Below are 25,758 nucleotides of genomic sequence, written 5' to 3'. Positions count from 1 at the left end.
AAGGCTGAAACTTTAAGGCTGTATTGAAACGGGAGACTGATGGCCAGTAACGACAGCGAGACCACATCGAAATCCGAGAGCTACGGCGCGGATCAAATCAAAGTGTTGGAAGGCCTGGACGCCGTGCGGAAGCGTCCGGCGATGTACATCGGCAGCACCGGTGTGGACGGCCTCCATCACCTCGTCTATGAAGTCGTCGACAACAGTGTCGATGAACATATGGCGGGATTTGGCGAGACCATCGAGGTCACGATCCACATCGACGGCAGTGTCACGGTCGTGGATAACGGCCGCGGTATTCCCACCGGAATGCATTCCACACAAAAGAAATCCGCCGCCGAAGTGGCGCTTACGGTTTTGCACGCGGGCGGCAAGTTCGAGCAGGGGGCCTATACGGTTTCCGGCGGACTTCACGGCGTCGGAATTTCGGTGGTCAACGCCCTGTCCGAATGGCTTGAGCTGGAGATTTGGCAGGACGGCCAGGTGTTCGAGCAGCGCTATGAACGAGGTAAACCGACCGCGCCGCTCAAGATGACGGGCAAGACCAAGCGCCGCGGCACGAAGGTCACCTACAAGTCCGACGGACAGATTTTCGAAGTGCTCGACCTCAGCTTTGATGTGCTGGCGCAGCGGCTGCGCGAGCTCGCCTTCCTGAACAAAGGACTCGAGATCACCCTCAAGGATGAGCGGAAAGAACCGGTCAAGGAACAAATCTTCAAGTACAAGGGCGGGATTGTCTCGTTCGTCGAGCATCTGAACGAAGCCAAGGTGCCGCTGCACAAGCCGATTTACGTGCAGGTTGAAAAACCCGAGATGGTGCTGGAGGTCGCGCTCCAATATAACGACAGCTACGCGGAAAACCTGTTTTCCTTTGCGAACAATATCAACACCAAGGAAGGCGGCACCCACTTGGTGGGCTTCAAGGCTGCGCTCACCCGCACGATCAACAGCTACGCGAACGCCAATGACCTGCTCAAGAAAGATACCGAATCGCTCACCGGCGATGACGTCCGTGAAGGATTGACCGCCGTCGTCAGCGTCAAGGTCCGGAACCCTCAGTTTGAAGGGCAAACGAAGTCCAAGTTGGGCAACAGCGAAGTGAAGGGCATCGTCGAGGCCGCAGTCAACGAAGCGCTCGGGAATTATTTTGAAGAGAATCCGACGGTGGCGCGCAAGGTCATCGGCAAAGCGATCGATGCGGCCCGCGCCCGTGAAGCGGCGCGCAAAGCGAAGGAACTCATCCGGCGCAAAAGCGCGTTGGACGGGGGCTCGCTTCCCGGCAAACTGGCCGACTGTTCTGAAAAAGATCCGGCCTTAAGCGAATTGTATATCGTCGAGGGAGATTCAGCCGGCGGCTCCGCCAAGCAGGGCCGCGACCGCAAGTTTCAGGCGATTTTGCCGCTCAAGGGCAAGATCCTCAACGTCGAGAAAGCGCGCTTCGACAAAATGTTGTCGAGCGATGAAATCCGGACGTTGATCATGGCGCTCGGCACCGGCATCGGCCGCAAGCGCGACGACAGTGAAAAGCCCGACAAAGACTCGTTCGACATCAGTAAGGCCCGGTACCACAAGATCATCCTCATGACTGACGCCGACGTGGACGGGAGCCACATCCGGACCCTGCTCCTCACGTTTTTCTTCCGGCAGATGCCGGAGCTGCTCGAACGGGGCTACATCTATATTGCGCAGCCGCCGCTCTTCAAAGTGAAGAAGGGCAAGACGGAACGGTATCTCAAGGATGAGCTAGCGCTGAACGAGCACTTGGCCGACATCGCGGTCGAGGATGTGGAAGTGTATATGGAGGGGACTCAGGGCTATGTCACGGGACGGCGGCTCCTGCCCATCCTCAAGAAGCTGATCGGCTTCGAGACCCTGCTCAGCCGGCTGAACAAGAAACCGCATGAGGCCAGCATGGTGCGGGCCTTTGTGGATGAGCCGGGACTGGATCGTGACCTGCTCAAGAATCGCGAGACCCTCACGAAGGTTGTGGCCAACGTGAAGAAAACGCTCGCGGTGGTCTATCCGAAGCTCACGCCGACGCTGGAGATCATCGAGGATGAAGAACATCAATCCAACAAAGTCACCTGCCGGTTGCACGTCAACGGTGTGACTCATGGTTTCGACCTGACGCACGAGCTGGTCGGCTCCGCCGAATTCCGCGAATTGCAGAAGCTCGCCCCGTCGGCGATCGGGTTTGGCCGGGCACCGTACAAGGTTAAGTCCGATGACCAGGAGCAGCTCTTGCCCGCGACGGCTGAATTGGTCAAGGCGATTCTCGACAAGGGCAAGCACGGACTCGCGATCCAGCGGTACAAGGGTCTGGGCGAGATGAACCCGAATCAGCTCTGGGAAACGACGATGAATCCGGAAGTCCGGACTCTGTTGAAAGTGAAATTGGAAGACGTGCCTGGCGTCGATGAGATCTTCACGATTCTGATGGGTGATGAGGTCGAGCCCCGGCGAAACTTTATTCAAGCCCACGCACTCGAAGTCAGAAATCTAGACGTGTAAAAAATTGCCAAAGAGCTTATGGCTGATAGCGTATGGCAAATGGCAGATGCGGAGTTTCTTTCTTGCCATCAGCTATAGGCCATAAGCCATTCGCTCTTTTCTCGAGGAGAATTAGATGCCACCTGATGAACGGTTAGGACATATCGCCATCGAAGACGAGATGCGCTCGTCGTACCTGAGTTACGCGATGAGCGTCATCGTGGGCCGGGCGCTTCCCGACGTGCGTGACGGCCTCAAGCCGGTCCATCGCCGGATCCTCCATGGCATGAACGAAATGGGTCTGGCGTCGAACCGGGCCTACCGCAAGTCCGCCAAGATCGTCGGCGAGATCATGGGTAACTACCATCCCCATGGAGACAGCGCGATCTACGATACTCTCGTCCGTATGGCGCAGCCTTTCAACATGCGCTACATGCTCGTGGACGGGCAGGGCAACTTCGGATCGGTCGACGGCGATCCGCCGGCGGCCATGCGCTATACCGAAGCGCGCCTGACCAAGGTCGCCGAGGATATGCTTGCCGACATCGACAAGGATACGGTCGATTTCGGGCCGAACTACGACGAGTCGCTGGTCGAACCGCTGGTGCTCCCCTCGAAAATCCCGAACCTGCTCGTCAACGGCGCCGGCGGCATCGCGGTGGGTTATGCCACCAACATCCCGACCCACAATGTCGGCGAAGTGATCGAGGGGCTTCTCCAGTTCCTGGAAAATCCGGACATCACGATTCCCCAGCTGATGAAGAAGATTCCAGGTCCCGATTTCCCGACGGCCGGCTTCATCTATGGCACGGCCGGGATCAAATCCGCCTACGAGAGCGGCCGGGGTCTGTTGACCTTGCGCGCGAAAGTGAAGGTCGAGACCGATGAACGGACGGATCGCGAGCGGTTGATCGTCACGGAGCTGCCCTATCAGGTCAATAAGTCCAAGCTGATCGAAAAGATCGCCGAGTTGATCCGGGACGAACGGATCAAAGGCATTTCCGATCTGCGCGACGAATCCGATCGGGACGGCATCCGCGTCGTCATCGAGCTCAAGCGCGGAGAAATCCCGCTCATTACCTTGAACAATCTGTACAAGCTCACGCAGCTCCAGACGACCTTCGGGGTCATCATGCTCGCGCTGGTGAACAAGCGTCCGGAAGTACTGAACCTTAAGCAGATCCTGCACCATTTTATCGAGCACCGGCGCGAGGTCGTGGTCCGTCGGACCGCTTTCGAATTGCGCAAGGCGGAAGAGCGGGCTCATATCCTTGAGGGCCTCAAGATCGCGCTCGACAACCTGGATGCCGTCATTGCCTTGATCCGGCGGGCGCAATCGCCCGATGAAGCCCGCGTGGGCCTGATGCGGGAATTTGCGTTGAGCGAAATCCAGTCGAATGCGATTTTGGAGATGCGGCTCCAGCGGCTCACGCAATTGGAACGCAACAAGCTCATCGAAGAATATAAAGAGGTCTTGAAGCAGATTGAGCGGCTCAAGTCGATCCTGAGCAGCGAAGCGCTGGTGCGGACGATCATCAAGGATGAGTTGATCGAGGTGCGCGAAGCCTACAAGGACGAGCGCCGCACGCAGATTGTGAAAGAAGAAGCGGAAATCACCCTGGAAGACATGATCGCGAACGAAGAAGTGGTCGTCACGATCTCGCATGCCGGCTACATCAAGCGTAACCCGGTGACGCTCTATCGGGCGCAGAAGCGCGGCGGCAAGGGCAAAATCGGGATGGGGGTCAAGGAAGAGGATTTCGTCGTGACCCTCTTCACCGCCTCCACGCACGAGTCGCTTCTGTTCTTTACGGATGCCGGGAAGGTCTATTGGCTGAAGGTCCATGAGATTCCTGACGCGGGCCGGGCTGCTAAGGGCAAAGCGCTGGTGAACTTGCTGGCGCTCTCCGGCGATGAGAAGGTCACGGCGACTGTGCCGGTCAAAGAATTCCGCGACGACCGGTTCGTGGTCATGGCGACCAAGCAGGGCATCATCAAGAAGACGGAACTCTCGGCCTATGGTAATCCCCGCCAGGGCGGCATCATCGCGCTGTCGTTGGATAAGGGAGACCGGCTCATCAGCGTGCATGTCACCGACGGCCAGCGGGAAATCCTGTTGGGCACGAAGAAGGGCATCACGATCCGCTTCAAGGAAGACGAAGCCAGGCCGATGGGCCGCACGGCGCACGGGGTGCGCGGCATTGCGCTCGAGGAAGGCAACGAAGTCATCGGGATGGAAACTATCACGCCGGACTCCACCACCCAAATCCTCACGGTCACGGAGGGCGGCTACGGAAAGCGCACGCCGGTGAACGAGTATCGCATCCAGGGACGCGGGGGCAAGGGCATCATCAGCGTGAAGACCAATGAGCGCAACGGACTCGCCGTCGGGTTCCTGCAAGTCCGGGATGGCGACGAGATCATGCTGATGGCCGCGCACGGCAAGGTGCTGCGGTGCAAGGTGGATGAATTCCGCGAGATCGGCCGGAACACCCAGGGGGTTCGGATTCTGGATCTCGACGGCGAGGGCGACCGGGTCGTGGCCGTCGCGCGGTTGGCGGAAGCGGTTGAGGTTATTCCAGAGGAAGGCGGCGCCTAACGGATATGCGCGGCATTCTATGCCTTGTTCGTTGAGCCTTCCATGCATGAGCAGGATTCTTCTCCAACGTCCCCTTCCGGATCCAAGGCGAAAAAGCCGCTGGATACGGTCGTCAAGTTGGCTATCGGCGTCTTGGTCGGGTCCTTCGCTCTGATCTGGGGCGGGATGTATCTTAGCCGTCCCGACCGGTCGATCCCTCCCTATAGCATCGGATCGCAGGAGGAAACCTCCGTCGCGATCCATGTTCCGCCCTGGACGAGCGACGGTGAAATCGAAACGCTCATCGAGCGTTTTCGCAAAGTCGGCCATGAGACGAGAAACTTCGGACCGATGAAGGTGCGGCCGACGACGCCAGACGATCCGACCGAGCGCTATCGCTTCCTTACCATTTATATCTTCTCCCTCGATGCCTGGGCGGAGCCGGCGATGTTGCACAAGTACCTGCTCGGGAAAGAGCGGGATGTGCGGGACGGATTTCGGAAGGCCTTGCGGGGGTTGTACCAGCTGACGGAGTCGGAGGAAGAGGGGCGGATCGGTCCCCTGTTGGATGGTCCGGAGACGGCGGCGACGCAGGTCTATGCCCGGCAACTTTTCAAAGGGCCGCTCAGCGTGCCTTCGGCCCGCGCGGTTGAGCCAGCGACTGCGCCATGAGCTGCGCCAGGTGATTGCGAAGATCCGGATCCTGGATCGCGGTCACATGCTCCGAGATTTCCGCGAGCAACTCGTCGCTCGCAGGCGGAGTGGCCTCGTGAAGGGCCTCGGGTGACGCGGGTGCCCGGTCGGCTTCCGGCAGTTCCCCTATCTTCAATACGATATCGGTGACGACTTCCGAGCCGGCGACCTGGTTGAGTTTCTGGATGAGTGTCGGTTTGAGGAACGTGAGCTGGTGCAGCCAGACACTGTTATGGACCAGGAGATAGAGCTTCTTGTAGCGAATCTGGTCCGGCCAGGTATTGGACGCGATGGGCTCTCCGACGATGGAGACCCAGTCTCGGCGCAAGCGGCTTTCCAGCAGTTTGGATTCGAGACCCAGGCGGCGAGCCAGCCCCTCAAGGATGCTGGAGATCGAATCGATGGGGCCAAGTCCTCGCATGGCGGCATCATAGCAAAAATTGCTGTGGCAATCAGCAGCCGCGTTCCATCATGCCAGGACGGTCGTTTCCTGGTATCCTGAGCAGAGAGTGAACCGCGACCGATCTTTTGACCATGAAAGTCTGACGCCTGATGGGGAAAGAGAGAGCCAGCTTCGAAAAAGCGGTGGTCACGAACCGCAAGGCGTACCACGACTATTTCATCGAAGAGAAGTTCGAGGCGGGCATCATGCTCCAGGGCACGGAGGTCAAATCTCTGCGCGAGGGGCGTGTGAACCTGTCAGATAGCTATGCCAGCGTGAAAGAGGGCCAGATCTTTCTTCACCATTGCCACATCAGTCCCTACAGCCACGGGAACCTTTCGAATCACGAGCCGCTACGTACCAGGAAACTGCTTCTTCATCGCAAGGAGATCAACAAGCTCCTCGTGAAGACGAAGCAGCAAGGGCTCACGATCATCCCGCTCCGCATCTATTTTTCCAATCGGGGCCTGGCTAAGGTCGAACTCGGGTTGGCCAAAGGCAAGAAGCAGCATGACCGCCGGGAATCCGACAAGTCGCGTGAAGCCAGCCGCGAAGTGGAGCGAGCGATGAAGGATCGAAGGTGAGCAACGAAGCGGTCTAGCATTGTCCCGTGCTCCCGGAGCGCGCGCCCTCGGAAGGGCCTCGCTCGACGTCGCGTAGTAGATGATTGGATTAGCCGACTTTTGATAAGAAGACCCCCCTCCCCTAGTTCCGGCTAGAATTCAGTATAATCACACATGAATTGTCGGTGGATCCTGTCATGAGGCAATGGGAGGAATGATGGATCAGGTTCGTCTGTATGAGCCAGGCTCGACCCATGTGGTCGGCGACGGGTTTCATGTGCGGAATCTGTTTCCGAGCAATGAGATCGATCGCGACGTCAGTCCCTTTCTCATGTTGGACTATGCGGGACCGACCTTCTATCCCGCGACGGATCACCCGCGCGGCGTTGGTGAGCATCCTCACCGTGGATTTGAAACCGTCACGATCGTGTATCAAGGCAGAGTGGCGCATCGCGATTCTGCGGGGAACTCCGGCGTGATCGGTCCGGGCGACGTGCAATGGATGACGGCCGCTTCCGGGGTTGTGCACGAGGAGCGGCATGAGCGGGATTGGGCCAAGCAGGGCGGGACATTGCAGGCGGTCCAACTCTGGGTCAACTTGCCCGCCGCCTCTAAAATGACCGAGCCGAGATATCAAGCTCTGGTGAGCGAGGCGATTCCCATTGTGCCGCTGGAGGGAGGGGCCGGATCGGTCCGGGTGATCGCAGGCGAATTCGGCGGAGCCAAGGGACCGGCTAGGACGGTCACGCCCATGCAGCTCCTTGACCTTCGCCTCCTGGCGCAACGGGGCACGGCCCTCACATTCACCGCTGGCTGGAACGTGGCTCTGTTCGTACTCAGCGGGCAGGTAATGGTGAACGGATCGAAACCGGTCACTGAGGCGCAGTTGGCCGTGTTGGCCAGCTCCGGCGAACCGATCCTGCTCGACGCGCAAGAGGATTCGATGCTGCTGGTGATGGCGGGGGAGCCGATCCACGAGCCGATTGCACGGTACGGACCCTTCGTCATGAATCGGCAGGACGAACTGGCGCAAGCCGTCAATGACTACCGTGCAGGAAAGATGGGGCATCTGGACTGAGAGACCGTTTCAGATCAGCAGCGCAAGCTATGAAGATTGAAATCTATTCCGATGTAATCTGTCCCTGGTGTTTCATTGGTAAACGCCGATTAGAACAGGCGCTCGAGCAGGTCGGATCCGCCCAACTGGCTCAGGTTTTGTGGCGACCCTTTGAATTGAATCCGACGATGCCGAAGGAAGGCTTGGATCGACGCACCTATCTCGAAGCGAAATTCGGCGGAGCCGAGGCTTTGCAAACAATGGAAGGTCGGGTGGCCCAAGCTGGCGAAGCAGAGGGGATTGAGTTTGCTTTCGATCGGATCGTCCGGACGCCGAATACCTTCGATGCCCATCGGCTTATTTGGTTTGCGGGACAGCAGGGTTGTCAGGATGAGGTGGTTGAGGCGCTCTTTTTCTCCTACTTCACGGAGGGACGCGATATCGGGAATCTCGATTCGTTGACTGAGGTCGCAGCAGATAGTGGGCTCAATCGCGAAGAGGTTCGGGCGTTTCTGTCCAGTGACCGGGCCGTTCAAGAAGTTCGAGCCGAAGAGGAGGCCGGGCATCGGTTGGGCATTCGCGGGGTTCCCTATTTTCTCCTCAACGGCAGTATTTCGATCTCCGGTGCCCAGCCGCCCGACATCTTTGTGTCTGCCCTTCAGCAGGCAAAGGATACAGTCATGGAAAGAAAGGAAGGGGCCTGATGGCAGTTCAAGTCTACGGATGTAACCACATCGTCATTGAAGTCACCGACGCCAAGAAAGCAGTGAAGTTCTATTCCGATGTCTTTGGCTTGAAGATGCTCCGTGGCGGGGAAGGCGCTGCCTGGTGCAAGCTGGGCGAGCACCAATTCATGGCGATCTTTGAAGTGGACATACTGCAACCGGACCGCACCAAGCATTTCGGTCTCATGGTCCGTGACGAGAAACAAATCAAGGAAGTGCGGAAGAAGCTCATCAACAAATACAAACTCAAACTGGCGCCCGGCTTTCGTTGCGACTTCCGCGATCCCTGGGGGAATCGTATTCAGGTTGGAGATCTCAGCGATGAATCGCTGGTCTGGCTTCTCCCCTACCAGGAAGTCCAAAAGGCTGGTATCACGTTCGGGAGGTGAACTCATGAAGGCTCATTATCTCGGCCACGTGGTGTTCTATGTGAAAAATTTGGAGCAGTCCCTGGCATTCTATCGCGACCTGCTTGGATTTAAGGAAATTGGACGGGTCTTCAACGGTGCGGCGGCGGCCTTGACCTCTGGCCGGACCCATCACGAGCTGTTGCTGATCCAGGTCGGTGATGCGCCGGGACCGTTGCAGGGTCATAGGCGAGGGCTGTACCACATCGGCATTAAAGTGGGGGACAGTCTCGAGGAACTCAGGATGGCGAAACGTGAACTGGAACAGGCCGGAGTTGTGATAGACGGTATGAGCGATCACACCGTAAGCCAAAGCCTTTACTTGCGCGATCCTGACGGCAACGAAGTGGAACTGTATGTGGATGCCGAGGAATCACTGTGGAAACAGGATCCTGGCGCGGTCCTGTCACCGATCAAGCCCCTTTCACTCTGATCGTCCCACCGTAGTAGCGGAGTAGAGATAAAGCATGGCAAAGAGGTAGACTCGTCACCTGTTCAGTTGGTTTAATGGAAAGGTCGTTGTGACGTTTGTACAGAGGCCGCGTCATGTCATCCTGGGGCTCTTGGTGCTGTCATTGGCCCAGGGGGCTGGCTGCAAGCAAGAGGCTGGGTCGGCGCATGCCCCGCAAGTTCCACGGGTCGAGGTCGTGACGGTGACCAGCCAGACGATTCCGGACGAACCGGAATTCATCGGGCAGGCCGAGGCTTCGCGCCCGGTGGAGATTCGTTCGCAAGTGACTGGTCTCTTGAAGGCCTTGTTGTATCAGGAAGGGCGCGACGTCAAGAAGGGCGCCCCCCTCTATCAGATCGATCCCGTCCCGTTCCAAGCCGCCGTAGCGCTGGCGAAAGCCAAGATTGCCGAGGCGGAAGCGCGGTTTGTGCAAGCAAGACAGGACTTGGCCCGTGTGAAACCGCTCCTCGCGCAACAGGCGGTCAGCCAGAAAGATGTCGACGATGCCATGGCCGGAGGCCTTGCCGCCAGAGCGCTGCTGCAAGGCGCGCATGCCGAGCTGACCAAGGCGCAGTTCGATCTCGACAATACGCTCATTACTTCCCCCATCGATGGTTTGATCGAACGGAGCCGTTACTACGAAGGGCGCCTGGTGTCGGCGCAAACGGATTTGTTGACGATCGTCCACCGCGTCGATCCCATGTATGTGGTGGTGAGTGTGCCGGAGACGTTCATTCTCAAGCGGCGGCGGGACATCGAGTCGAAGAAAATTCATCATCCGGGGGTCTACCAGTTGCGAGGCCAGCTCACGCTGATGGATGGCACGGTCTATCCCCATGAAGGGGTGCTCGATCTCCTGGACCCGGGCCTGCGGACGGAAACCGGTTCCCGTCAAACTAGAATCACCTTCCCCAATCCGCAGCGAATTCTTTTGCCGGGCCAGTTTGTGAAGGTGCGTTTCACCGGCGATACAAAGACGGACGCGATCCTCATTCCTCAACGAGCCGTCCTGCAAGGTCCCCAGGGCCCCTTTGTCTATGTGGTGAACCAGGACGAAAAGATCGAAATCCGGGCCGTGGCCGCGTCCGACTGGAAAGGGGACCAGTGGTTCATTGAGCGAGGCCTGAGCCAGGGCGATCGCGTGGTGGTGAACGGATTGATGAAGATCGGTCCCGGCGCGCCGGTGAAGGCCGTTCCCTGGGGCGCAGCCCCTGTGCCGGCCGCGGACTCCGTTCCTTCCAGGCCTCAATAAAGGATCATTTGTGACGTCGCACGTCTTCATCGACCGGCCGATTCTCGCGTCGGTGGTGTCCATCATCATTGTCGTGATGGGGCTCCTCGCGTTGCAGTTCTTGCCGGTCGCCCAGTTCCCGGAGATTACTCCGCCGGTCGTGCAGATTGATGCGGATTATCCCGGCGCCAGCGCGGAAGTGGCAGCCGAGTCGGTCGCCAGGCCGATCGAGGTCACGCTTCCCGGTATCGATAATTTATTGTATTTCGACTCCACCAGCAGCAACGACGGGCATGTGACCATTAAACTGACGTTCGAGATCGGCACCGATCCGGACATCGCCCAGGTCCAAACCCAGAATCGCCAAAAGCTTGCCGAGCCGCAGCTGCCGACGGAAGTCATCCGGCAGGGTGTGACCGTGAAGAAGGTGTCCCCGGACCTCGTCGCGGTGATCGTGCTGAAGTCGACCGATCCCTTGCACGACGCGGTCTTTCTCTCGAACTACGCGACGCTCCGGGTGGTCGATGACTTGAAGCGGGTCAAGGGCATCGGGGATGCGGTGGTGTTCGGGCAACAGAATTACAGCATGAGGATCATCCTCAATCCCCTGCTCATGGCGAAGTTGGGCCTCGTGCCGAGCGATATCGCAGCCGTGATTCGAGAACAGAATCGCGATTACCCATCCGGGACCATCGGGCGGGAGCCGGCGCCTCTGGGCACCGAGTTGACGATTCCCATCATCACGAAGGGCCGGCTGACCGAGGTGAAGGACTTCGAAGAGCTGATCGTTCGCGCATTGCCGGACGGTTCTATGGTTCGGCTCAAGGATGTGGCGCGTATCGAATTGGGCGCCCAGTCCTATGCCCTGGAGGGACGCTGGAACAGCAAACCCACCACCTTCATCCTGACTTTCCTTTCTCCGGGGGCCAATGCCCTCGACACGGTGCGCCGCACACGCGCGCAGATGGACGAACTGACCAAGAATTTTCCGTCCGGCGTGACCTACGACATTCCCTATGACACCACGCGTTTTATCGAAGTCTCGATCAAAGAAGTGGTCAAGACATTGGCGGAGGCGATGGTCCTGGTCGTGCTGGTGGTCTATTTGTTTCTCCAAAGCTGGCGGGCCACCATCATTCCTGCGATCGCTGTGCCGGTTTCGCTGATCGGCACATTTGTCGGACTCTATGCGCTGGGGTTCTCCATCAACACGATCACACTGTTTGGGATGGTCTTGGCCATCGGAATCGTCGTGGACGACGCCATCGTGGTCGTGGAAAATGTCGAGCGCCACATGCGCGAAGATCGTCTGTCCGCCAGAGACGCGGCTAAGCGGGCGATGAGCGAAGTGACGGCTCCGATCATCGCCATCGTGTTGGTGCTGGTGTCCGTGTTCGTCCCGGTCGGGTTTGTCGGCGGGATCACCGGCGCGCTCTATAAGCAATTCGCCGCGACGATTGCGATTTCTGTGACCGTGTCCGGGTTCGTGGCGCTGACGCTGAGTCCCGCGCTCTGCGCGATGGTCCTCGTACCGCAGCAGGAAGGACGGAACTGGTTCTGGGCCTTCTTCGACCGGACCTTCAGCCGGACGCAGCGGGGCTATACGGCAGCGGTGGGAGGATTCACAGCGCGGCCTCTGTTGGTGCTGCTGCTGTTCGGGGTGCTCCTCGTGGTCTCGGTCGGCCTCTTCAAGGCCCTGCCGAAAAGTTTTCTTCCGGAAGAGGACCAGGGCTATTTCATCGTGGTGGCGCAGCTGCCGGACGGAGCGTCGAAGCAGCGGACCGATGCGGTGCTCGAACGGGTTGAGCGGTTTTTCCAGGCGAATCCGGCGGTTCATTCGACCGATGCCATGTCCGGTCAGAACTTTGTGTTCGGTACCAGAGGGCCGAATTCTGCGACGATGTTCGTGCCGCTGACGCTCTGGGACGAACGAACGGATCCGCAGAGCCATGCGAAGGCGCTGGTCGGCGCCGCCTATGCCGAGTTCGCGAAGATTCCTGAAGCGTTGCTGCTGGCATTCAATGCGCCGGCGATCCGTGGCGTGGGGGCCGTCGGGGGATTCTCCGCGCAGTTGCAGGATCCCAGCGGCGGGGACTTCAAACGGTTTGCTTCAGTCGCGCAGCAATTCGTTGAGCGGGCGCAGAAGGAACCGGCGATCGGCCGGGTGGGGACGAACTTTCGCGTCTCCTCGCCGCGACTCTATGTCCATGTGAATCGGGAGCGGGCGAAGGCCCTGGGCATCCCGATCTCGGATATCTTTGATACGTTGCAGGCCTACTTCGGCAATTTCTACATCAACGATTTTGTGAAATTCGGCCGCGTCTATCATGTGCAGACGGAGGCGGAAGCGGAGTACCGGGCCACCCCTCAGGATATTTCGAGAATTTATGTGCGGGCTCACACCGCCCAGGGGACGAACATGATCCCCCTCAATACCGTCGTGACGACGGAGTATCAGAGCGGCCCTGATCCGGTGAATCACTTCAATGGCTATAACACTGCCTTAGTGCTGGGCGCGGCTGCGCCAGGCTATAGTTCCGGCCAGGCCCTCGAAGCGCTCGATCGTGTGGGCAAAGAGGTGCTCGTGCCGCAGGGCTATGCGATCGACTGGAGCAACATTTCGTTTCAGGAGCGCCGGGTGGGCGGCCAGTCCGGTCAGGTCTTTGCGGTGGGCCTCCTCATGGTGTTCCTGGTGTTGGCGGCCCAGTTCGAGAGTTGGGTCGTACCCTTTGCGGTGATCCTGGCTGTGCCCTTTGCGATTTTCGGCGCGCTCACCGCCGTTTGGATGCGCGGGTTCGAAAACGACATGTACTTTCAGATCGGGCTGGTGACCTTGATTGGCCTCTCTGCCAAGAATGCGATCCTGATCGTGGAGTTTGCCAATACCCGCTATGAGGCGGGACGTCCGCTGATCGAGGCGGCGCTGGAAGCGGCCAGGCTGCGGTTTCGCCCGATCATCATGACCTCCATGGCTTTTATCTTCGGCATGGTCCCGCTGGTCGTGGCCACTGGCGCCGGGGCCTCAAGCCGCCAGTCGATCGGAACCGGCGTGATGGGCGGGATGTTGGCTGCCACGTTCCTTGCGATCTTCTTCGTGCCGCTATTTTATGTGGTGATTCGTCGATTGACTCAGCCTCGTGCATCAGTGAAGCCAGTTTCCGAGGAACTCTCGATGCCGCCAGCTTCGGAGGATCATGCCTGATATGCGCAAGCCTGTTGTCATCGGACTCTCCTGTTTGCTGATGTCCTGCGTGATGGGGCCGGACTACGAACGACCTAAGACGGAGGGAGCCGAAACCTTTCGGATGGCGGAATCGCATCAGGACGCTCCCTCGATCGCGAATCTGCCCTGGTGGGAACTCTTGCGGGACGAGCCGTTGCAACAGCTGGTGCGTATCGCGCTGGAGGAGAACAGGGATCTGCAGCGTGCCGCGGCCGTTGTCGACGAGTTTCAAGCCCGCGCGGCCATCGCCAAATCTGATTTTCTGCCGGGGGTTTCTGCCTCGGGCAATGCCCCGGCCCTGGGCCGCAAGACCATTTTTCTCTTTCCAGGATTTGCGAACCCCTTCAACTATTATCTGCAGGGCAATTTGGCCTGGGAGCTGGACCTCTGGGGCCGCGTGAGGCGCTCGAACGAAGCCGCTCGCGCGGACCTTCTCTCGAAGGAAGAGAATCGTCGCGCCGTCGTGTTGCAGTTGGTGAGCGGCGTGGCAGAGAGTTACTTCAACCTGCTCCAGTTCGATGCGCAGCTGGACATCGCGAGGCGGACGCTCCAGTCTTGGGAGGAGTCGGTCCGTATCGCCAGGGCCAGATTGAAGCAGGGCATGACCTCACGTCTCGATACGGATCAGTTCGAAGCGGAACGAGCGAATGCCGCGGCCCGTACCGCGGAGCTTGAACGGCAAATGGTCCAGGCGGAAAATCAATTGAGCATCCTGTTGGGGCGTAAGCCCTTTGCGATTCCAAGGGGCCGCGCACTCACCGACCAGGTGATGCCGCCTGCCGTGCCGGCTGGGCTGCCCTCGGAACTGTTGCAGCGGAGGCCTGATCTGCTTCAGGCGGAACAAGAGTTGGTGGCGGCGACGGCCCGCGTCGGCGTGGCCAAGGCCGAGCGGTTCCCCAAGATTTCACTCACGGGGCTGCTCGGGGTGGCCAGTCCGCAACTGTCGAAACTCTTCACCGACCCCGCTTCCTTCGGGGTGGCAGGGGCGGGAGTCACCGCGCCTTTGTTGAATGGGCCGGCGTTGGGGTTTCAGCAGGAAGCGGCAGAGGCGCAAGCGAGGCAGGCGGTGGCGCAGTACGAACAGACGGTGTTGACCGCGTTCCGTGAAGTCGAGGATTCGCTCGTGGCCGTGCGCACGCTGTTGGTGCAACACGACGCGCAGCAGCAGCAGGTCACAGCCTTGCAGTCGGCGCTCAGGCTGGCGGAGCTTCGCTATAAGGGCGGGCTGGCGAATTATTTGGATGTGCTCGTGGCGCGGCGCAATCTCTTCGAGGCGGAATTGTCTTTGACCGGCACGCGCCGTCTGCATCTGGTCTCGGTGGTGCAACTCTATAAGGCGCTCGGTGGTGGGTGGTCTCCCGACATGGATCACCCGATAGACCGGCGCAAAGGTTCGTAAGGCGATGGACAATCAGACAGATAATCCCTACCCGATTCATGACTTGTTGCGTCAGCGTTGGAGTCCTCGCGCGTTTGACGATCGACCGATCGAGCCGGAGAAACTGCGGAGCCTTTTCGAGGCGGCGCGCTGGGCTCCTTCATTGGATAATGGGCAGCCCTGGCGATTTCTAGTCGCCACGAAAGATGAGACAGCCGAGTACGAACGTCTGTTCCACTGTTTGGTCATGGGCAATCAGAAATCGGCCTACCGGGCGCCGGTGCTGATGTTATCCGTGGCGCAACTGCAGTTCGAGGATGGCTCCCCGAACGCTCATGCGCTCCATGACACGGGTATGGCGGTGGAAAATCTCGTGGTTCAGGCTACGGCGCTCGGGCTGGTTGCGCGCCAGATGGCGGGCTTTCGAATCGATCAGGCGCGGGAAAACTGTCGGATTCCGGACGGCTATGAGCCGGTGGTTATGATTGCGGTCGGGTATCCAGGCGATCCGGCCCTACAGTCGGATCGCCTACGGGCGCAGGAACCTCCATTGCCAGTCCGCAAGCCCCTCACGGAGTTGGTGTACTCGGCAACCTGGAAGTTGCCGTCCTCCCTTTTTCGGCAGGGATGAATCGCATCGAAGTTCAAGGGCAGAGTCGATCACGAAGTGGAAAGGGACAGGACATATTATGGCGTCACTCAGTGGAAAAGTTGCGATCGTCACCGGATCGTCGAGCGGGATTGGCCGAGCGATTGCCGAGCGGTTGGCCGAAGATGGAGCGATTGTGGTGGTGAATTACGGCGCCAGTGAGGAGCAGGCCAAGCAAGTGGTGACGGGCATTCAGGGGAAGGGCGGAAAGGCCATCGCCGTTCAAGCTGACATGAGCCAGGTGGCGGAGACGCGCCGTCTCGTCATTGAAACGGTGAAGCAATTCGGGCGACTGGATATTCTCGTGAACAATGCCGGGAAATTTATGCCCAAGCTTCTCGCGGAAACCACGGAGGCGGACTTTGATCAGATCATCGCCTTGAACGCTAAGGGGCCCTACTTTGCGATGCAGGAGGCGGGCAAGGTGATGAAAGAGGGCGGGCGTATCGTGAACATTTCCACCGATGCTACGCATATGAATCTTCCCGGTGCGACCGCGCATCTCGGGAGCAAGGCGGCACTCGAACAATATACGAAGGGTCTCGCCCAAGAGCTGGCGTCACGCAACATCACGGTCAATACGGTGTCGCCAGGTTTTACCGACACCGGCCGGGTGACGGAGCCGTTGCGGCAGATCGCCATCGAGCTGTCGCCATTCAAGCGGCTTGGCGCACCGAAAGATATTGCCGATGTGGTGGCCTTCATCGTCAGTGAAGAAGCCCGTTGGTTGACGGGTCAGAATATCCACGCCGGCGGCGGCATTGTGATGTAGGAGGAGCAGATGGGGCGGCAGAATATTTCGACTGGTGGTCCTTGGGAAGGCAAGATCGGCTATTCACGGGCGGTGCGAGTCGGAGCCCATATTTCCGTATCCGGTTCGACGGCGATGACGGGATCCGGTCTCGTCGGCAAGGGCGATCCCTATGCCCAGACGATTCAGACCTTTAAGACGATCGAAGCAGCCTTGCAGCAAGCCGGCGCCTCGCTCGCCGATGTGGTGCGGACCAGAATTTATATGGCGAATATCGATCAATGGCAGGAAGTCGGCCGGGCCCATGGCGAAGTCTTCGGTGCGATCAGGCCTGCGACGACGATGGTCGAGGTGAAGCGTTTGATCGATCCGGACATGTTGGTCGAGATCGAAGCAGACGCGATTATGAGTCAGGGATAGAACCAGCGCACAGGCACAGAGGTTGTGTATGGCCGATCAGAAGAAACGACTCGATTCCAATGTCGCAGGCAACTTTTATGTCGATGCGACTTGCATCAATTGCGACACCTGCCGGCAGTTGGCGCCGGCGGCCTTCGAGGAAGTCGGCGATTTCTCCGCGGTCACCAGCCAGCCGATTGGCGAGGGCCCTCTTCATCAAGCCTATCAAGCACTCCTGGCCTGTCCGGTCGGTTCGATCGGGACAGAGCGGAGCGAGCCGGGACGGATGCAGGAGGCCATGGCCAGCTTCCCGCTCTATCTGGAAGACGGGGTCTATTACTGTGGATTTAATTCCGAGAAGTCATTTGGTGCGAATAGTTTCTTTCTCGAACATCCGGACGGAAACTGGCTCATCGATTCACCTCGCTACCTCAAACATCTGGTCGAGGCCTTCGAGCGGAAGGGCGGCCTGTCCTACATCTTTCTGACCCATAAAGATGACGTGGCCGAAGTGGAGAAGTATGCGGCGCACTTCGGCGCGAAGCGGATCATTCATCGCGCGGATCTGGAGGCGGCCCCTGGCGCAGAATGGATTATCGAAGACGTGGATAGTAGCCAGGTCCTGCCACAATTTCAGATCATTCCTGTGCCGGGCCACACGGCCGGCAGTATGGCCCTGCTGTATAAGAATAGATTCTTGTTCACCGGAGATCATCTCTGGTGGGATTCGAAACAGCAGATGTTACGTGCTCCGAGCCAGCTGGTCTGGAGGAAACGCGTGTTGCTGGACTCCCTGCTTAAGCTTCTGAATTACCGGTTTGAATGGGTCTTGGCCGGACATGGGGATCGGGTGTGTTTATCGGCTGAGGCGATGCAATCGCAATTGCAGACGTTGATCGAGCGTCGCCAGCCAGCCAGAATGTCGTCCTAGTATGTTGATGCGCCTTGCCAGTTGGATCGATCGCAATGTGTTCGAGCTGGGCCGTGAGATGCGGTTATCCTATCTGCCTCCTCTCATGGTCTACGTCGCGGCCGGTATCTCCGGATTGACCGGGATTGTCGGCACCTTTTTCGTCAAGGATTATCTCGGACTCTCCGCTTCCTTTCTCGCCGCTCTGGCCTTCTGGGCCGGCATTCCCTGGGCGCTCAAGATGCCGATCGGCCATCTGGTGGATTTGATCTGGCGCTGGAAGGGCTGGCTGGTCTCCCTCGGGGCAGGCTTGATCGCGACGAGTCTCTTGATTATGGTCGGACTGATCGGCAGCCGTGAGGCGATGACCGCCATCTTGCCGGCTGAGGCCTGGTATGTGATCAGCGTGCTGCTCGCGCCGATCGGCTATGTGATTCAAGATACGGTTGCGGATGCAATGACGGTCGAGGCAGTACCGCGAGTGGACGAGCAGGGCCGCCCATTTGATGAGGCCACGCGCAAGCTCATGCATACCACGATGCAGACGCTGGGGCGGGTCGCGGTGGTCGGCGGCAGCATCCTCGTGGCGCTGATCAACCTCTATCTTTTTACCGGAGTAGAAGGCCTGCCTCAGGAATCGATCGCGCAGATTTATCGCAATGTGTATCTCATGGCCTTGGCCATTCCTGCCGTTTCGGTCCTGGGCGTCCTGACCGCGGCATTGATTTCGCTCCGCGACAAACGCCGGCTCCTCCGCCAAGGGATGACCAGGGAGGAGGTCCGGTCATTATTCGACGAGCATGGTGAGCCGACGAAACCGAACTGGTGGATACTTGGCGGGAGCCTCCTGTTCGTCCTCTTTACCCTCACAGTCGGTTTCAGCGACGTTCCCTACAATGAGGAAATTGTTTTTCTCGGGTCGTTCGGTATTGTGTCGTTTCTGGTCCTGCGCTTGACGAGGGAGCTGGCGCCAGATGCCCGCCATGTGTTGCTCGGGACCGCCATCGTGATTTTTGTCTTTCGCGCCGTTCCAGGACCGGGAGAAGGCGTCACCTGGTGGATGATCGATCAACTCAAATTCGATCAGCATTTTATGTCCGTGCTGTCGCTGATCGGTAGCATGCTGACGCTGGCCGGTATGTTCATCTTTCGCCGATTCATGGCGGAACGATCGATCACCTATGTGGTGGGATTTCTCACGGTCACCGGTGTTCTGCTCACGGTACCCATCGTCAGCATGTATTACGGGCTGCACCAATGGACATCTGCGCTGACGGGCGGTCTGGTCGATGCCCGTTTTATTGCGCTGGTTAACACGGCGCTGGAATCACCGCTCGGACAGATCGCGATGATTCCGATGTTGGCCTGGATTGCCAATTCCGCACCGGCCCATCTCAAGGCAACGTATTTTGCCGTGATGGCCTCGTTTACGAACCTGGCTCTGTCTTTGAGCCAGCTTGGCACCAAATATCTCAATCAAATCCATGTCATCACCCGCGAGGTACGTGATCAGACGGGTGCCCTACAAGTGCCGGCCGATTATGGCCATCTGGGTGACCTGCTCATTCTGCAACTTCTGCTAGGTTTCGCTCTCCCCTTCGCCGCGATTTTGTTTGCCCGTGTAAGCCGCTTCAAAAGCGCGTGAGCAGGATGGTGAAAAGCGCCGCCAACTGCGTTCTCGCATCGTTCAGGCCCTCAACGTACCCTCCGGGTACGCATCGGGCCTTCACTCGCTGCGGTCTTGTCGAACGACGCTTTTGACCATCCTGCGTTTCTGTACGGCATTCTCTCAACTGGCCAATAACAATGGGTTCTGGCGTCCCCTTGACCTGTGCTGTATGATGACTACCTAAATGCAGCAAGGGCTCAAGATGGGCCTTTTTCAATATCCGACTGAATGAAAGGGGGCGACCGGAATCGACGGGGATACTAAGGTCAGCGATGCATGTCGAGCTCTCGGGGTCTCGTAAATCCTCCGGGAAAATGTAACTGCAAACCAAGAATTTGCACTCGCAGCTTAAATAACTGCGACGTTCCTCCACCTGAGGCCCGCGGGGGTGGTCGGAGCGCGATACAGCGGGCTGGTCCAAAGCTGGTGCTCAGCGGCTGAGGACGAGACAATACTGGGCTAGTGGCCAGTCTAAGCTAGCCGGTGGGCGTGGGTGGCTGCGAAATTAAAACGATCGGCTAAACATGTAGATTCGTTGTGCTGAAGGTCTTCGGACCCGGGTTCAACTCCCGGCGCCTCCACCAAACCGCACCTGCGCATCCCCGCGCAGGTTGTTCTTCTGTACCGGCGCCTCCTTGACGAGTGATCGTGAAGGAAGGCGCCGGATCAAACCCTCTTCTTTCTTCTCCTACGCTCATTGCTCCATGGCGAAGGCAGGTTATTCGCGCCACAGATCTCCCCTGGATTGTCCTCGCTATTTTCGGTACTCTCATCACATGAGGCGATGGATGCTGGTTCGGATCATGATGTGCGGGATGGTGATTGTCCTATTGGCATCGATAGGGCTCACCGGTGGTCTCTCTCTGGCGAATGAGCCTCTCCCGGTGAAGCCGGAATCGGTGCCGGTTCCAGCTTTATCCAAACCACATGCGTCAGAGGCTGAGTCGAAGCCCATCGGGAAGGTACATCCTCCCTCCGGTGTTGGCGCTGCGCCGAAGCCTGCCGGTGTTCAACCCCCTGCTGAGATCACCGGGAAAGACGGCGTTCCCATGATGTTGGTTCCCGCCGGTGAGTTCACGATGGGGAGCGACAAGGGCGATGACGATGAACAGCCGGTTCATCGAGTCTTTCTCGACAGTTTTTATATGGACAAGTTTGAAGTGACGAATGGCCGGTTTGCGAAGTTTGTCGAAGCGATTCAGAGTGAACCGCCTTGGGGCTTTGCGGACAAGGAAACGCCGGTTGTCCGCTCGGATCGTCCGGTTCGCTGGGTGAATTGGATGGAAGCGTTTGGCTATTGTCTCTGGGCCGGGAAGCGGTTGCCGACCGAAGCGGAGTGGGAGAAAGCCGCTCGTGGAACGGACGGAAGGGTTTATCCCTGGGGGAACGATCAGCCGACTGCGGCCCATGCAGTTTTTGGCTTGAAGGAAGGGGCCGATATGGTTGCGCCTATCGGCAATCGCGATAAAGGGAAAAGCCCTTATGGCGTTCACGATCTGGCTGGCAACCTGTATGAATGGGTGACGGACTGGTATGACGAACAGTTCTACACGAAAAACCCTGCCATCAATCCGCGCGGACCGGTCGAGGGTACGGCGAAGGTGCAGCGGGGCGGCTCCTATATCAATAATTCCTATCGGCTCCGATCCTCCTTTCGGACAAAAGGCGATCCCACGGAACATGATCCCAACGTTGGATTTCGCTGCGCGGAAGATGCCCCTAAACTTCCGTAGTGTTCTTCTTCCACTTTTTCTTGTGGTTGCGTGATGAAGGAAGGGGTCTCGCCGCTCCAAGATTAGAGGGTATGCTTTATGCTGCGAGAATTATTTCAGGAAAATTATTTCTCCCGTTGACAGGATTTTCTAATGGGCGTAAGTAGAACTTACGGCCCATTCATTCACTCGACGAGGGAACCGGACAGATCGCGCGGCTGTTAACGGGTTCCCTGCCAACTTTCTTATGAAAGGAGGGTAGCGATGGATGATTTGACTCCACCGGATCAGGCAGGCCCGCCGACTCGAGGGTAGGTATCTGATCGTTTGCGCTAGCCGGCTCTCCACTGGCTGTGCCGTAAGGCACCATAGACACCAGAACAGCAATTTCAGGATGGAGAACTTGATGCTGGCGCTGGCACAGAGGTGCCGGTAGTGACGTTGTTCTCTTACGATCAGATACTCAGTCTTTTCGTGGTCGCGCGGGTCTTAGTTTTTCATGGGCCGCGACAATTACACAGAAGCCTGGCGTCCTAAGCGCCAGACACGGGCGACCTCCCACCGTAGTGCAGGGTCGCCCGTGCCTTATCTGCCCGGGTAAATTCCATCCCATCTCCTCTATTATTTTTCCCCTGCGATTGTCTTTGGGCTATGGTGCCGGCCCGTGTGATCGACGCCAGAGGATATAGAAAGGGATGCCGCTCAAGACCGTTGCGGCGCCGAAGAGCGATTCAGCCGGCCGTTGGAGCAGGCTATAGATCACGATTGCGAGGGATCCCGCGATCAAGATGGCTGGTAGGAAGGGATAGAGCGGGGCTTGGTAGCGAGGTATGGTGCCGGCTTGGTTGCGGTGAAGGTGAAAAACGGTTGAGAGGGTCAGGGCCATGAAGAGGGACAGTACGAGACTGCTGTAGACGATCAGCTGCTCAAAGGTTCCGCTCAGAATCAGGAGGGAGGCCCAGGTACTTTGGAGCAGGATCGCGCGAACCGGCACGCCGCTCTTTGCATGGAGCTGGGCCAGCCAGGGGCTGATGACCCCGTCATGGGCCATCGCCCAGTAGACGCGGGGCCCGGCCCAGACCATTGCGCTGACGGCTCCGGCGATGGCGAGGCAGAGTAGCGCCGCGACGAACCTCGCGCTTCCAGTTCCCCACAGGGCCGCCGCCGCTTTCTCCGCAACCGGCAGGAGCGGGTCTTGGGCTAAGCTCCCGATTGGCAGAGCATAGAGATAGACGATGTTCAGCAGTAGATAGAGCCCGGCCACAGAGATGGTTCCCCCGACCATAATTTTGGGTAACGATCGTTGCGGGTCGGCAATCTCTCCTGCGATATAGCTCGCCACATTCCAGCCCAGGTAACTGTACATCACGAACAGAAGGGAGATGGCAGCGGCCCCGAGCGAGGGGTGCGATGCAGGGGCTGGAGTTGTGAGATGCATCCACTGCCCTGATCCATACAACAGACCGCCGAGAATGAAGCAACAGATGGCGAGGACCTTGGTGGTCGTGAGTAACCGCTGCATACGTCCGCCTGTTCCGAGTCCTCCGCAATGTACCAATGTGACAACCCAGAGGAGGCTGAGGGCGAGTCCCCTTCCCAACCAACCGCTCTCGTCAGCGAGGGGAACGATACGCAGGGCATAGGAGGCAAAGCTCACGGCTGATGCAGCCAGGGCTGCGCCGAATCCGATGGTGAAGGAGGTCCAGCCACTGAGAAAGGCGACCAGCGGTCCATAGGCCTCCCGTAAGTAGAGGTAATCTCCTCCTGCATGAGGCAGCGCAGCCCCCAGCTCTCCGTAGACCATGGCGCCACCGAGAGCAAAGAGCGCTCCGACGAACCACAAGAACAGAATTAGCGTTGGATCGCCCAAGTCCCGCGCCATGAAGCCCGTCGTGGTGAAGATGCCTCCACCGATGATGTTGCTCACGAGCACACAGGAGGCTGTGAACCAGCCGATCTTCGCTGTGGAGGGTTTCTGTTCCGCTTCGTTGATCATGGATTGCTCATGGCATCGTGTTCCGTCCTTCCCTACCATACTGAGCGATGTCTGGGAAGCGAGGCCAATAGCTTCGTGGTGGCCTTGTTTCCCCACCTTGCCCTTCCTCTCGAAGCCCCTTTAGAATACGGCTTCATATCGGATCGGCCCGCAACGGTGATTCCCCTATCCGGAGGTGGCGCTATGAGCCTTGCTGACAACACATGTATTCCCTGCCGCGGCGGTGTGCCACCAGTCACGGTTGATCGCGCGCAGACGTTGCTGAAGGAATTGGGGCAAGGGTGGTCGCTGAATCAAGCGGGCCATCTTGAGCGTTTGTATACGTTCAAGGATTTTTCTCAGGCCCTGGCCTATGTGAATAAGATTGGCGCTGTGGCAGAAGCGGAAGGCCACCATCCGGATCTCTATCTGGCCTGGGGGAAGTGCAGGGTTGAAATTTGGACCCACAAGATCGATGGCCTGACAGAGAGCGATTTTTATCTCGCGGCGAAAGCCGACCGGGCGTTCGAGCCATTCCGAGCCGCAGCCAGTTAGTCACGAGTCTTCTATGATGTCACGAGACAACAGATGAGTGACCAGGCCCAGGTGGCGCTCGTCAATATGCCGTTCAGCTATTCGAAGTATCCCTCGATTCAACTGGGCACATTATCCGCCCTGCTCAAGTCGAAGGGGATCTCCGTCGATTGCCACCATCTGAATGTGCGCTTTGCCCACAAGATCGGCGTGCCCCTCTACGAAATGATCTGCGAGAAGCGGGCGCTGTTCGGCGAATGGATTTTTTCCTACCTCCTGTTCCGCGACAATCCTAAGCGCGCTGAGTATCCCCGTCTGTTCAAGCCGGTCTTTGAACAAGTGGCCAAGGCCAGCGGCCAGTCGGTTTCTTTCTTCGAAGACATGGCGACGAGGACCGCGCCGCAGTTCTTGACCGGAGCCCTGACCTCCATTGATTGGGGTCAGTATAAAATCGTCGGGTTCACCTCGACCTTTGATCAAAACGTCGCGAGCCTGACGATGGCGAAACTCATCAAGGATCTCTATCCCGAAGTAACGATCGTGTTTGGGGGCGCGAATTACGACGGCGAGATGGGGCTGGAATATTTCCGGGCCTTTCCCTTCATCGATCATGTGGTCGTGGGCGAAGGCGAAGAAGTCTTCCCTGAATTGGTTCGCTATCTCCTCTCGGGAAAGTCCGGGACTGTGCCCAATGGCGTGGCCTATCGAGAGGGAGTGACACCCGCCTTCACTCCGAACCATGCCCTCTTCTCAGATTTTGCGAAGACCGGTCCGCCGGACTATGACGATTACTATCATCTACTAGCTGAATTGGGCGAAGCGGCGCAGGGGCTCGATCGGATTCTCCTCTACGAAGGTTCGCGGGGCTGTTGGTGGGGAGAAAAACATCACTGCACGTTTTGCGGCTTGAATGCGCAGAGCATGAAGTTTCGGGCCAAGTCGTCCGAACAAGTGGCCCGTGAAATGGCTTACCTCTCCAGCCGGTATGATACGGCGCGCTTTCGCCTGGTGGACAATATCATCGATATGAAATATGTGGAGAACCTCTTCGGCCGGTTTGCGGAGGACCATTGCGATCTCGACCTGTTCATCGAAACCAAGAGCAACTTGCAGAAGAGCCAGATTCGCACGCTCGCGGTCGGGGGCGTGAAGTGCATGCAGCCGGGTCTGGAGAGCCTGAGCGCCAATCAGTTGCAGGCGATGGACAAGGGCGTCACCCCGATGCAGAATATTATCTGCCTCAAGTGGAGCTTCTACTACCATGTCACGGTGTCCTGGAATATCCTGCTCGGATTTCCCGGTGAAACGAACGAGGACTACCGCCGGCAGATCGATCTGCTGCCCTCGTTATTCCATCTCCAGCCACCTGAGTCGACCGGGAAGTTCTGGCTGGAGCGGTTCAGCCCCTATTACACCAAGCCCCATGAATATGGTGTTTGCATCACCGGTCCCGGGACTGCGTACGAATATGTCTATGATGCGCGGCAGGTGGATCTGAAAAAGATCGCCTATGATTTCGAATATGAGCTGGATAATTGGAACGTGGATCAAGAAGTCTATCAGGAGTTGGTTGACCTGGTGCAGGAATGGCAGAGACTGGCCGGTTCGAGCGATCGGCCGTTCCTCTACTACTCGAAGGCGATCGACTATGTCACGGTCTACGATGGCCGGAATCCCAGGGCCCCGATCAGGATGCGTTATGATTGGCCTGCAGCGGGGATTATCGAGGTCTGTAGCGAGGCGGCCAAGAGTACGGATCAGATTCGCTCTCTGCTGGCGCAGCGGCCGGACAAGGGCGGGAGCAGCGATGAAGAAATCGATCAGGCGCTCTTTGCTTTAACGGCCGCACGAATTCTCTACGAAGAGCGTGGCAAGTATTTCACGTTGGCTATTCCCGAAAACACCTACCTCTAGCAGCGCA

The 25,758-nt window shown here is 58.3% G+C and carries 21 protein-coding genes and 1 other RNA gene; 20 read left to right on the top strand and 2 right to left on the bottom strand.

Annotated elements, in window-relative coordinates; translation table 11 throughout:
• Window positions 1–39: 39 nt before the first annotated feature.
• From gyrB to NT179_11575, 3 genes are all read left to right on the top strand, one after another.
• Complete coding sequence (gyrB, locus tag NT179_11585; protein ID MCX5722649.1) at window positions 40–2,511, top strand: DNA topoisomerase (ATP-hydrolyzing) subunit B; 2,472 nt, start codon at window positions 40–42, stop codon at window positions 2,509–2,511.
• Between the two features lie 115 nt (window positions 2,512–2,626).
• On the top strand, window positions 2,627–5,089 hold the full coding sequence (gyrA, locus tag NT179_11580; protein ID MCX5722648.1) for a DNA gyrase subunit A: 2,463 nt from the start codon (window positions 2,627–2,629) through the stop codon (window positions 5,087–5,089).
• Window positions 5,090–5,131: 42 nt separating this feature from the next.
• Window positions 5,132–5,740 carry a hypothetical protein gene (locus NT179_11575; GenBank protein MCX5722647.1) on the top strand — a complete coding sequence of 203 codons (609 nt, stop codon included), beginning with the start codon at window positions 5,132–5,134 and terminating at the stop codon, window positions 5,738–5,740.
• Here NT179_11575 and NT179_11570 read toward each other — a convergent pair.
• The gene (locus tag NT179_11570) at window positions 5,694–6,182 is read right to left on the bottom strand and encodes a DUF721 domain-containing protein (GenBank protein MCX5722646.1); all 489 of its coding nucleotides are present in this window, start codon (window positions 6,180–6,182) and stop codon (window positions 5,694–5,696) included. The genes NT179_11575 and NT179_11570 overlap by 47 nt on opposite strands.
• Window positions 6,183–6,313: 131 nt before the next feature.
• Between NT179_11570 and smpB the strand changes: the two genes are divergently transcribed.
• The 15 genes from smpB to NT179_11495 all read left to right on the top strand — a co-directional run bounded on the left by smpB (window position 6,314) and on the right by NT179_11495 (window position 21,349).
• Window positions 6,314–6,787, top strand: coding sequence for an SsrA-binding protein SmpB (gene smpB, locus NT179_11565; GenBank protein ID MCX5722645.1), 474 nt, complete (start codon window positions 6,314–6,316; stop codon window positions 6,785–6,787).
• A 193-nt stretch (window positions 6,788–6,980) separates the two neighbouring features.
• On the top strand, window positions 6,981–7,844 hold the full coding sequence (locus NT179_11560; protein ID MCX5722644.1) for a pirin family protein: 864 nt from the start codon (window positions 6,981–6,983) through the stop codon (window positions 7,842–7,844).
• Window positions 7,845–7,873: 29 nt separating this feature from the next.
• Window positions 7,874–8,527: a DsbA family oxidoreductase gene (locus NT179_11555; GenBank protein ID MCX5722643.1), complete on the top strand. Its 654-nt coding sequence runs from the start codon at window positions 7,874–7,876 to the stop codon at window positions 8,525–8,527.
• Window positions 8,527–8,937, top strand: a complete 411-nt coding sequence (locus NT179_11550) for a VOC family protein (GenBank protein ID MCX5722642.1) — start codon at window positions 8,527–8,529, stop codon at window positions 8,935–8,937. Before NT179_11555 ends, NT179_11550 begins: the two co-directional genes overlap by 1 nt.
• A gap of 4 nt (window positions 8,938–8,941) precedes the next feature.
• The gene (locus NT179_11545; protein MCX5722641.1) at window positions 8,942–9,388 is read left to right on the top strand and encodes a VOC family protein; all 447 of its coding nucleotides are present in this window, start codon (window positions 8,942–8,944) and stop codon (window positions 9,386–9,388) included.
• Between the two features lie 88 nt (window positions 9,389–9,476).
• Entirely contained in the window at window positions 9,477–10,658 is a 1,182-nt protein-coding gene (locus NT179_11540; protein MCX5722640.1) for an efflux RND transporter periplasmic adaptor subunit, read from the top strand.
• Window positions 10,659–10,668: 10 nt separating this feature from the next.
• Window positions 10,669–13,839, top strand: coding sequence for a multidrug efflux RND transporter permease subunit (locus NT179_11535; protein ID MCX5722639.1), 3,171 nt, complete (start codon window positions 10,669–10,671; stop codon window positions 13,837–13,839).
• A gap of 1 nt (window position 13,840) precedes the next feature.
• Window positions 13,841–15,259 (top strand): efflux transporter outer membrane subunit, encoded by a 1,419-nt coding sequence (locus NT179_11530; protein ID MCX5722638.1) that lies wholly within the window; start codon window positions 13,841–13,843, stop codon window positions 15,257–15,259.
• 4 nt (window positions 15,260–15,263) lie between these two features.
• Complete coding sequence (locus NT179_11525) at window positions 15,264–15,869, top strand: nitroreductase family protein (GenBank protein ID MCX5722637.1); 606 nt, start codon at window positions 15,264–15,266, stop codon at window positions 15,867–15,869.
• 58 nt (window positions 15,870–15,927) lie between these two features.
• Window positions 15,928–16,659 (top strand): glucose 1-dehydrogenase, encoded by a 732-nt coding sequence (locus NT179_11520; protein ID MCX5722636.1) that lies wholly within the window; start codon window positions 15,928–15,930, stop codon window positions 16,657–16,659.
• Window positions 16,660–16,668: 9 nt separating this feature from the next.
• A complete protein-coding gene (locus tag NT179_11515) occupies window positions 16,669–17,058 on the top strand; it encodes a RidA family protein (protein ID MCX5722635.1) in 390 nt (129 codons plus the stop codon).
• A gap of 28 nt (window positions 17,059–17,086) precedes the next feature.
• Entirely contained in the window at window positions 17,087–17,968 is an 882-nt protein-coding gene (locus NT179_11510; protein ID MCX5722634.1) for an MBL fold metallo-hydrolase, read from the top strand.
• 1 nt (window position 17,969) lies between these two features.
• Window positions 17,970–19,592, top strand: a complete 1,623-nt coding sequence (locus tag NT179_11505; protein ID MCX5722633.1) for a hypothetical protein — start codon at window positions 17,970–17,972, stop codon at window positions 19,590–19,592.
• A 258-nt stretch (window positions 19,593–19,850) separates the two neighbouring features.
• Window positions 19,851–20,200: a transfer-messenger RNA gene (ssrA, locus tag NT179_11500) on the top strand.
• Window positions 20,201–20,404: 204 nt separating this feature from the next.
• On the top strand, window positions 20,405–21,349 hold the full coding sequence (locus NT179_11495) for an SUMF1/EgtB/PvdO family nonheme iron enzyme (protein MCX5722632.1): 945 nt from the start codon (window positions 20,405–20,407) through the stop codon (window positions 21,347–21,349).
• Window positions 21,350–21,977: 628 nt separating this feature from the next.
• On the opposite strand, the gene NT179_11490 is transcribed toward NT179_11495, so the two are convergent.
• Window positions 21,978–23,324: an amino acid permease gene (locus NT179_11490; GenBank protein ID MCX5722631.1), complete on the bottom strand. Its 1,347-nt coding sequence runs from the start codon at window positions 23,322–23,324 to the stop codon at window positions 21,978–21,980.
• Between the two features lie 183 nt (window positions 23,325–23,507).
• Here NT179_11490 and NT179_11485 point away from each other — a divergent pair, with 183 nt between their 5' ends.
• Complete coding sequence (locus NT179_11485) at window positions 23,508–23,858, top strand: 4a-hydroxytetrahydrobiopterin dehydratase (protein ID MCX5722630.1); 351 nt, start codon at window positions 23,508–23,510, stop codon at window positions 23,856–23,858.
• Window positions 23,859–23,891: 33 nt separating this feature from the next.
• Window positions 23,892–25,751, top strand: coding sequence for a RiPP maturation radical SAM C-methyltransferase (locus NT179_11480; protein MCX5722629.1), 1,860 nt, complete (start codon window positions 23,892–23,894; stop codon window positions 25,749–25,751).
• Window positions 25,752–25,758 lie beyond the last annotated feature (7 nt).

The organism is Nitrospirota bacterium (genome assembly GCA_026387665.1).
Lineage (GTDB): Bacteria > Nitrospirota > Nitrospiria > Nitrospirales > Nitrospiraceae > Palsa-1315.
The sequence above is the reverse complement of the archived record's forward strand: the minus strand, read 5'-3'. Positions and strand labels throughout refer to the sequence as shown.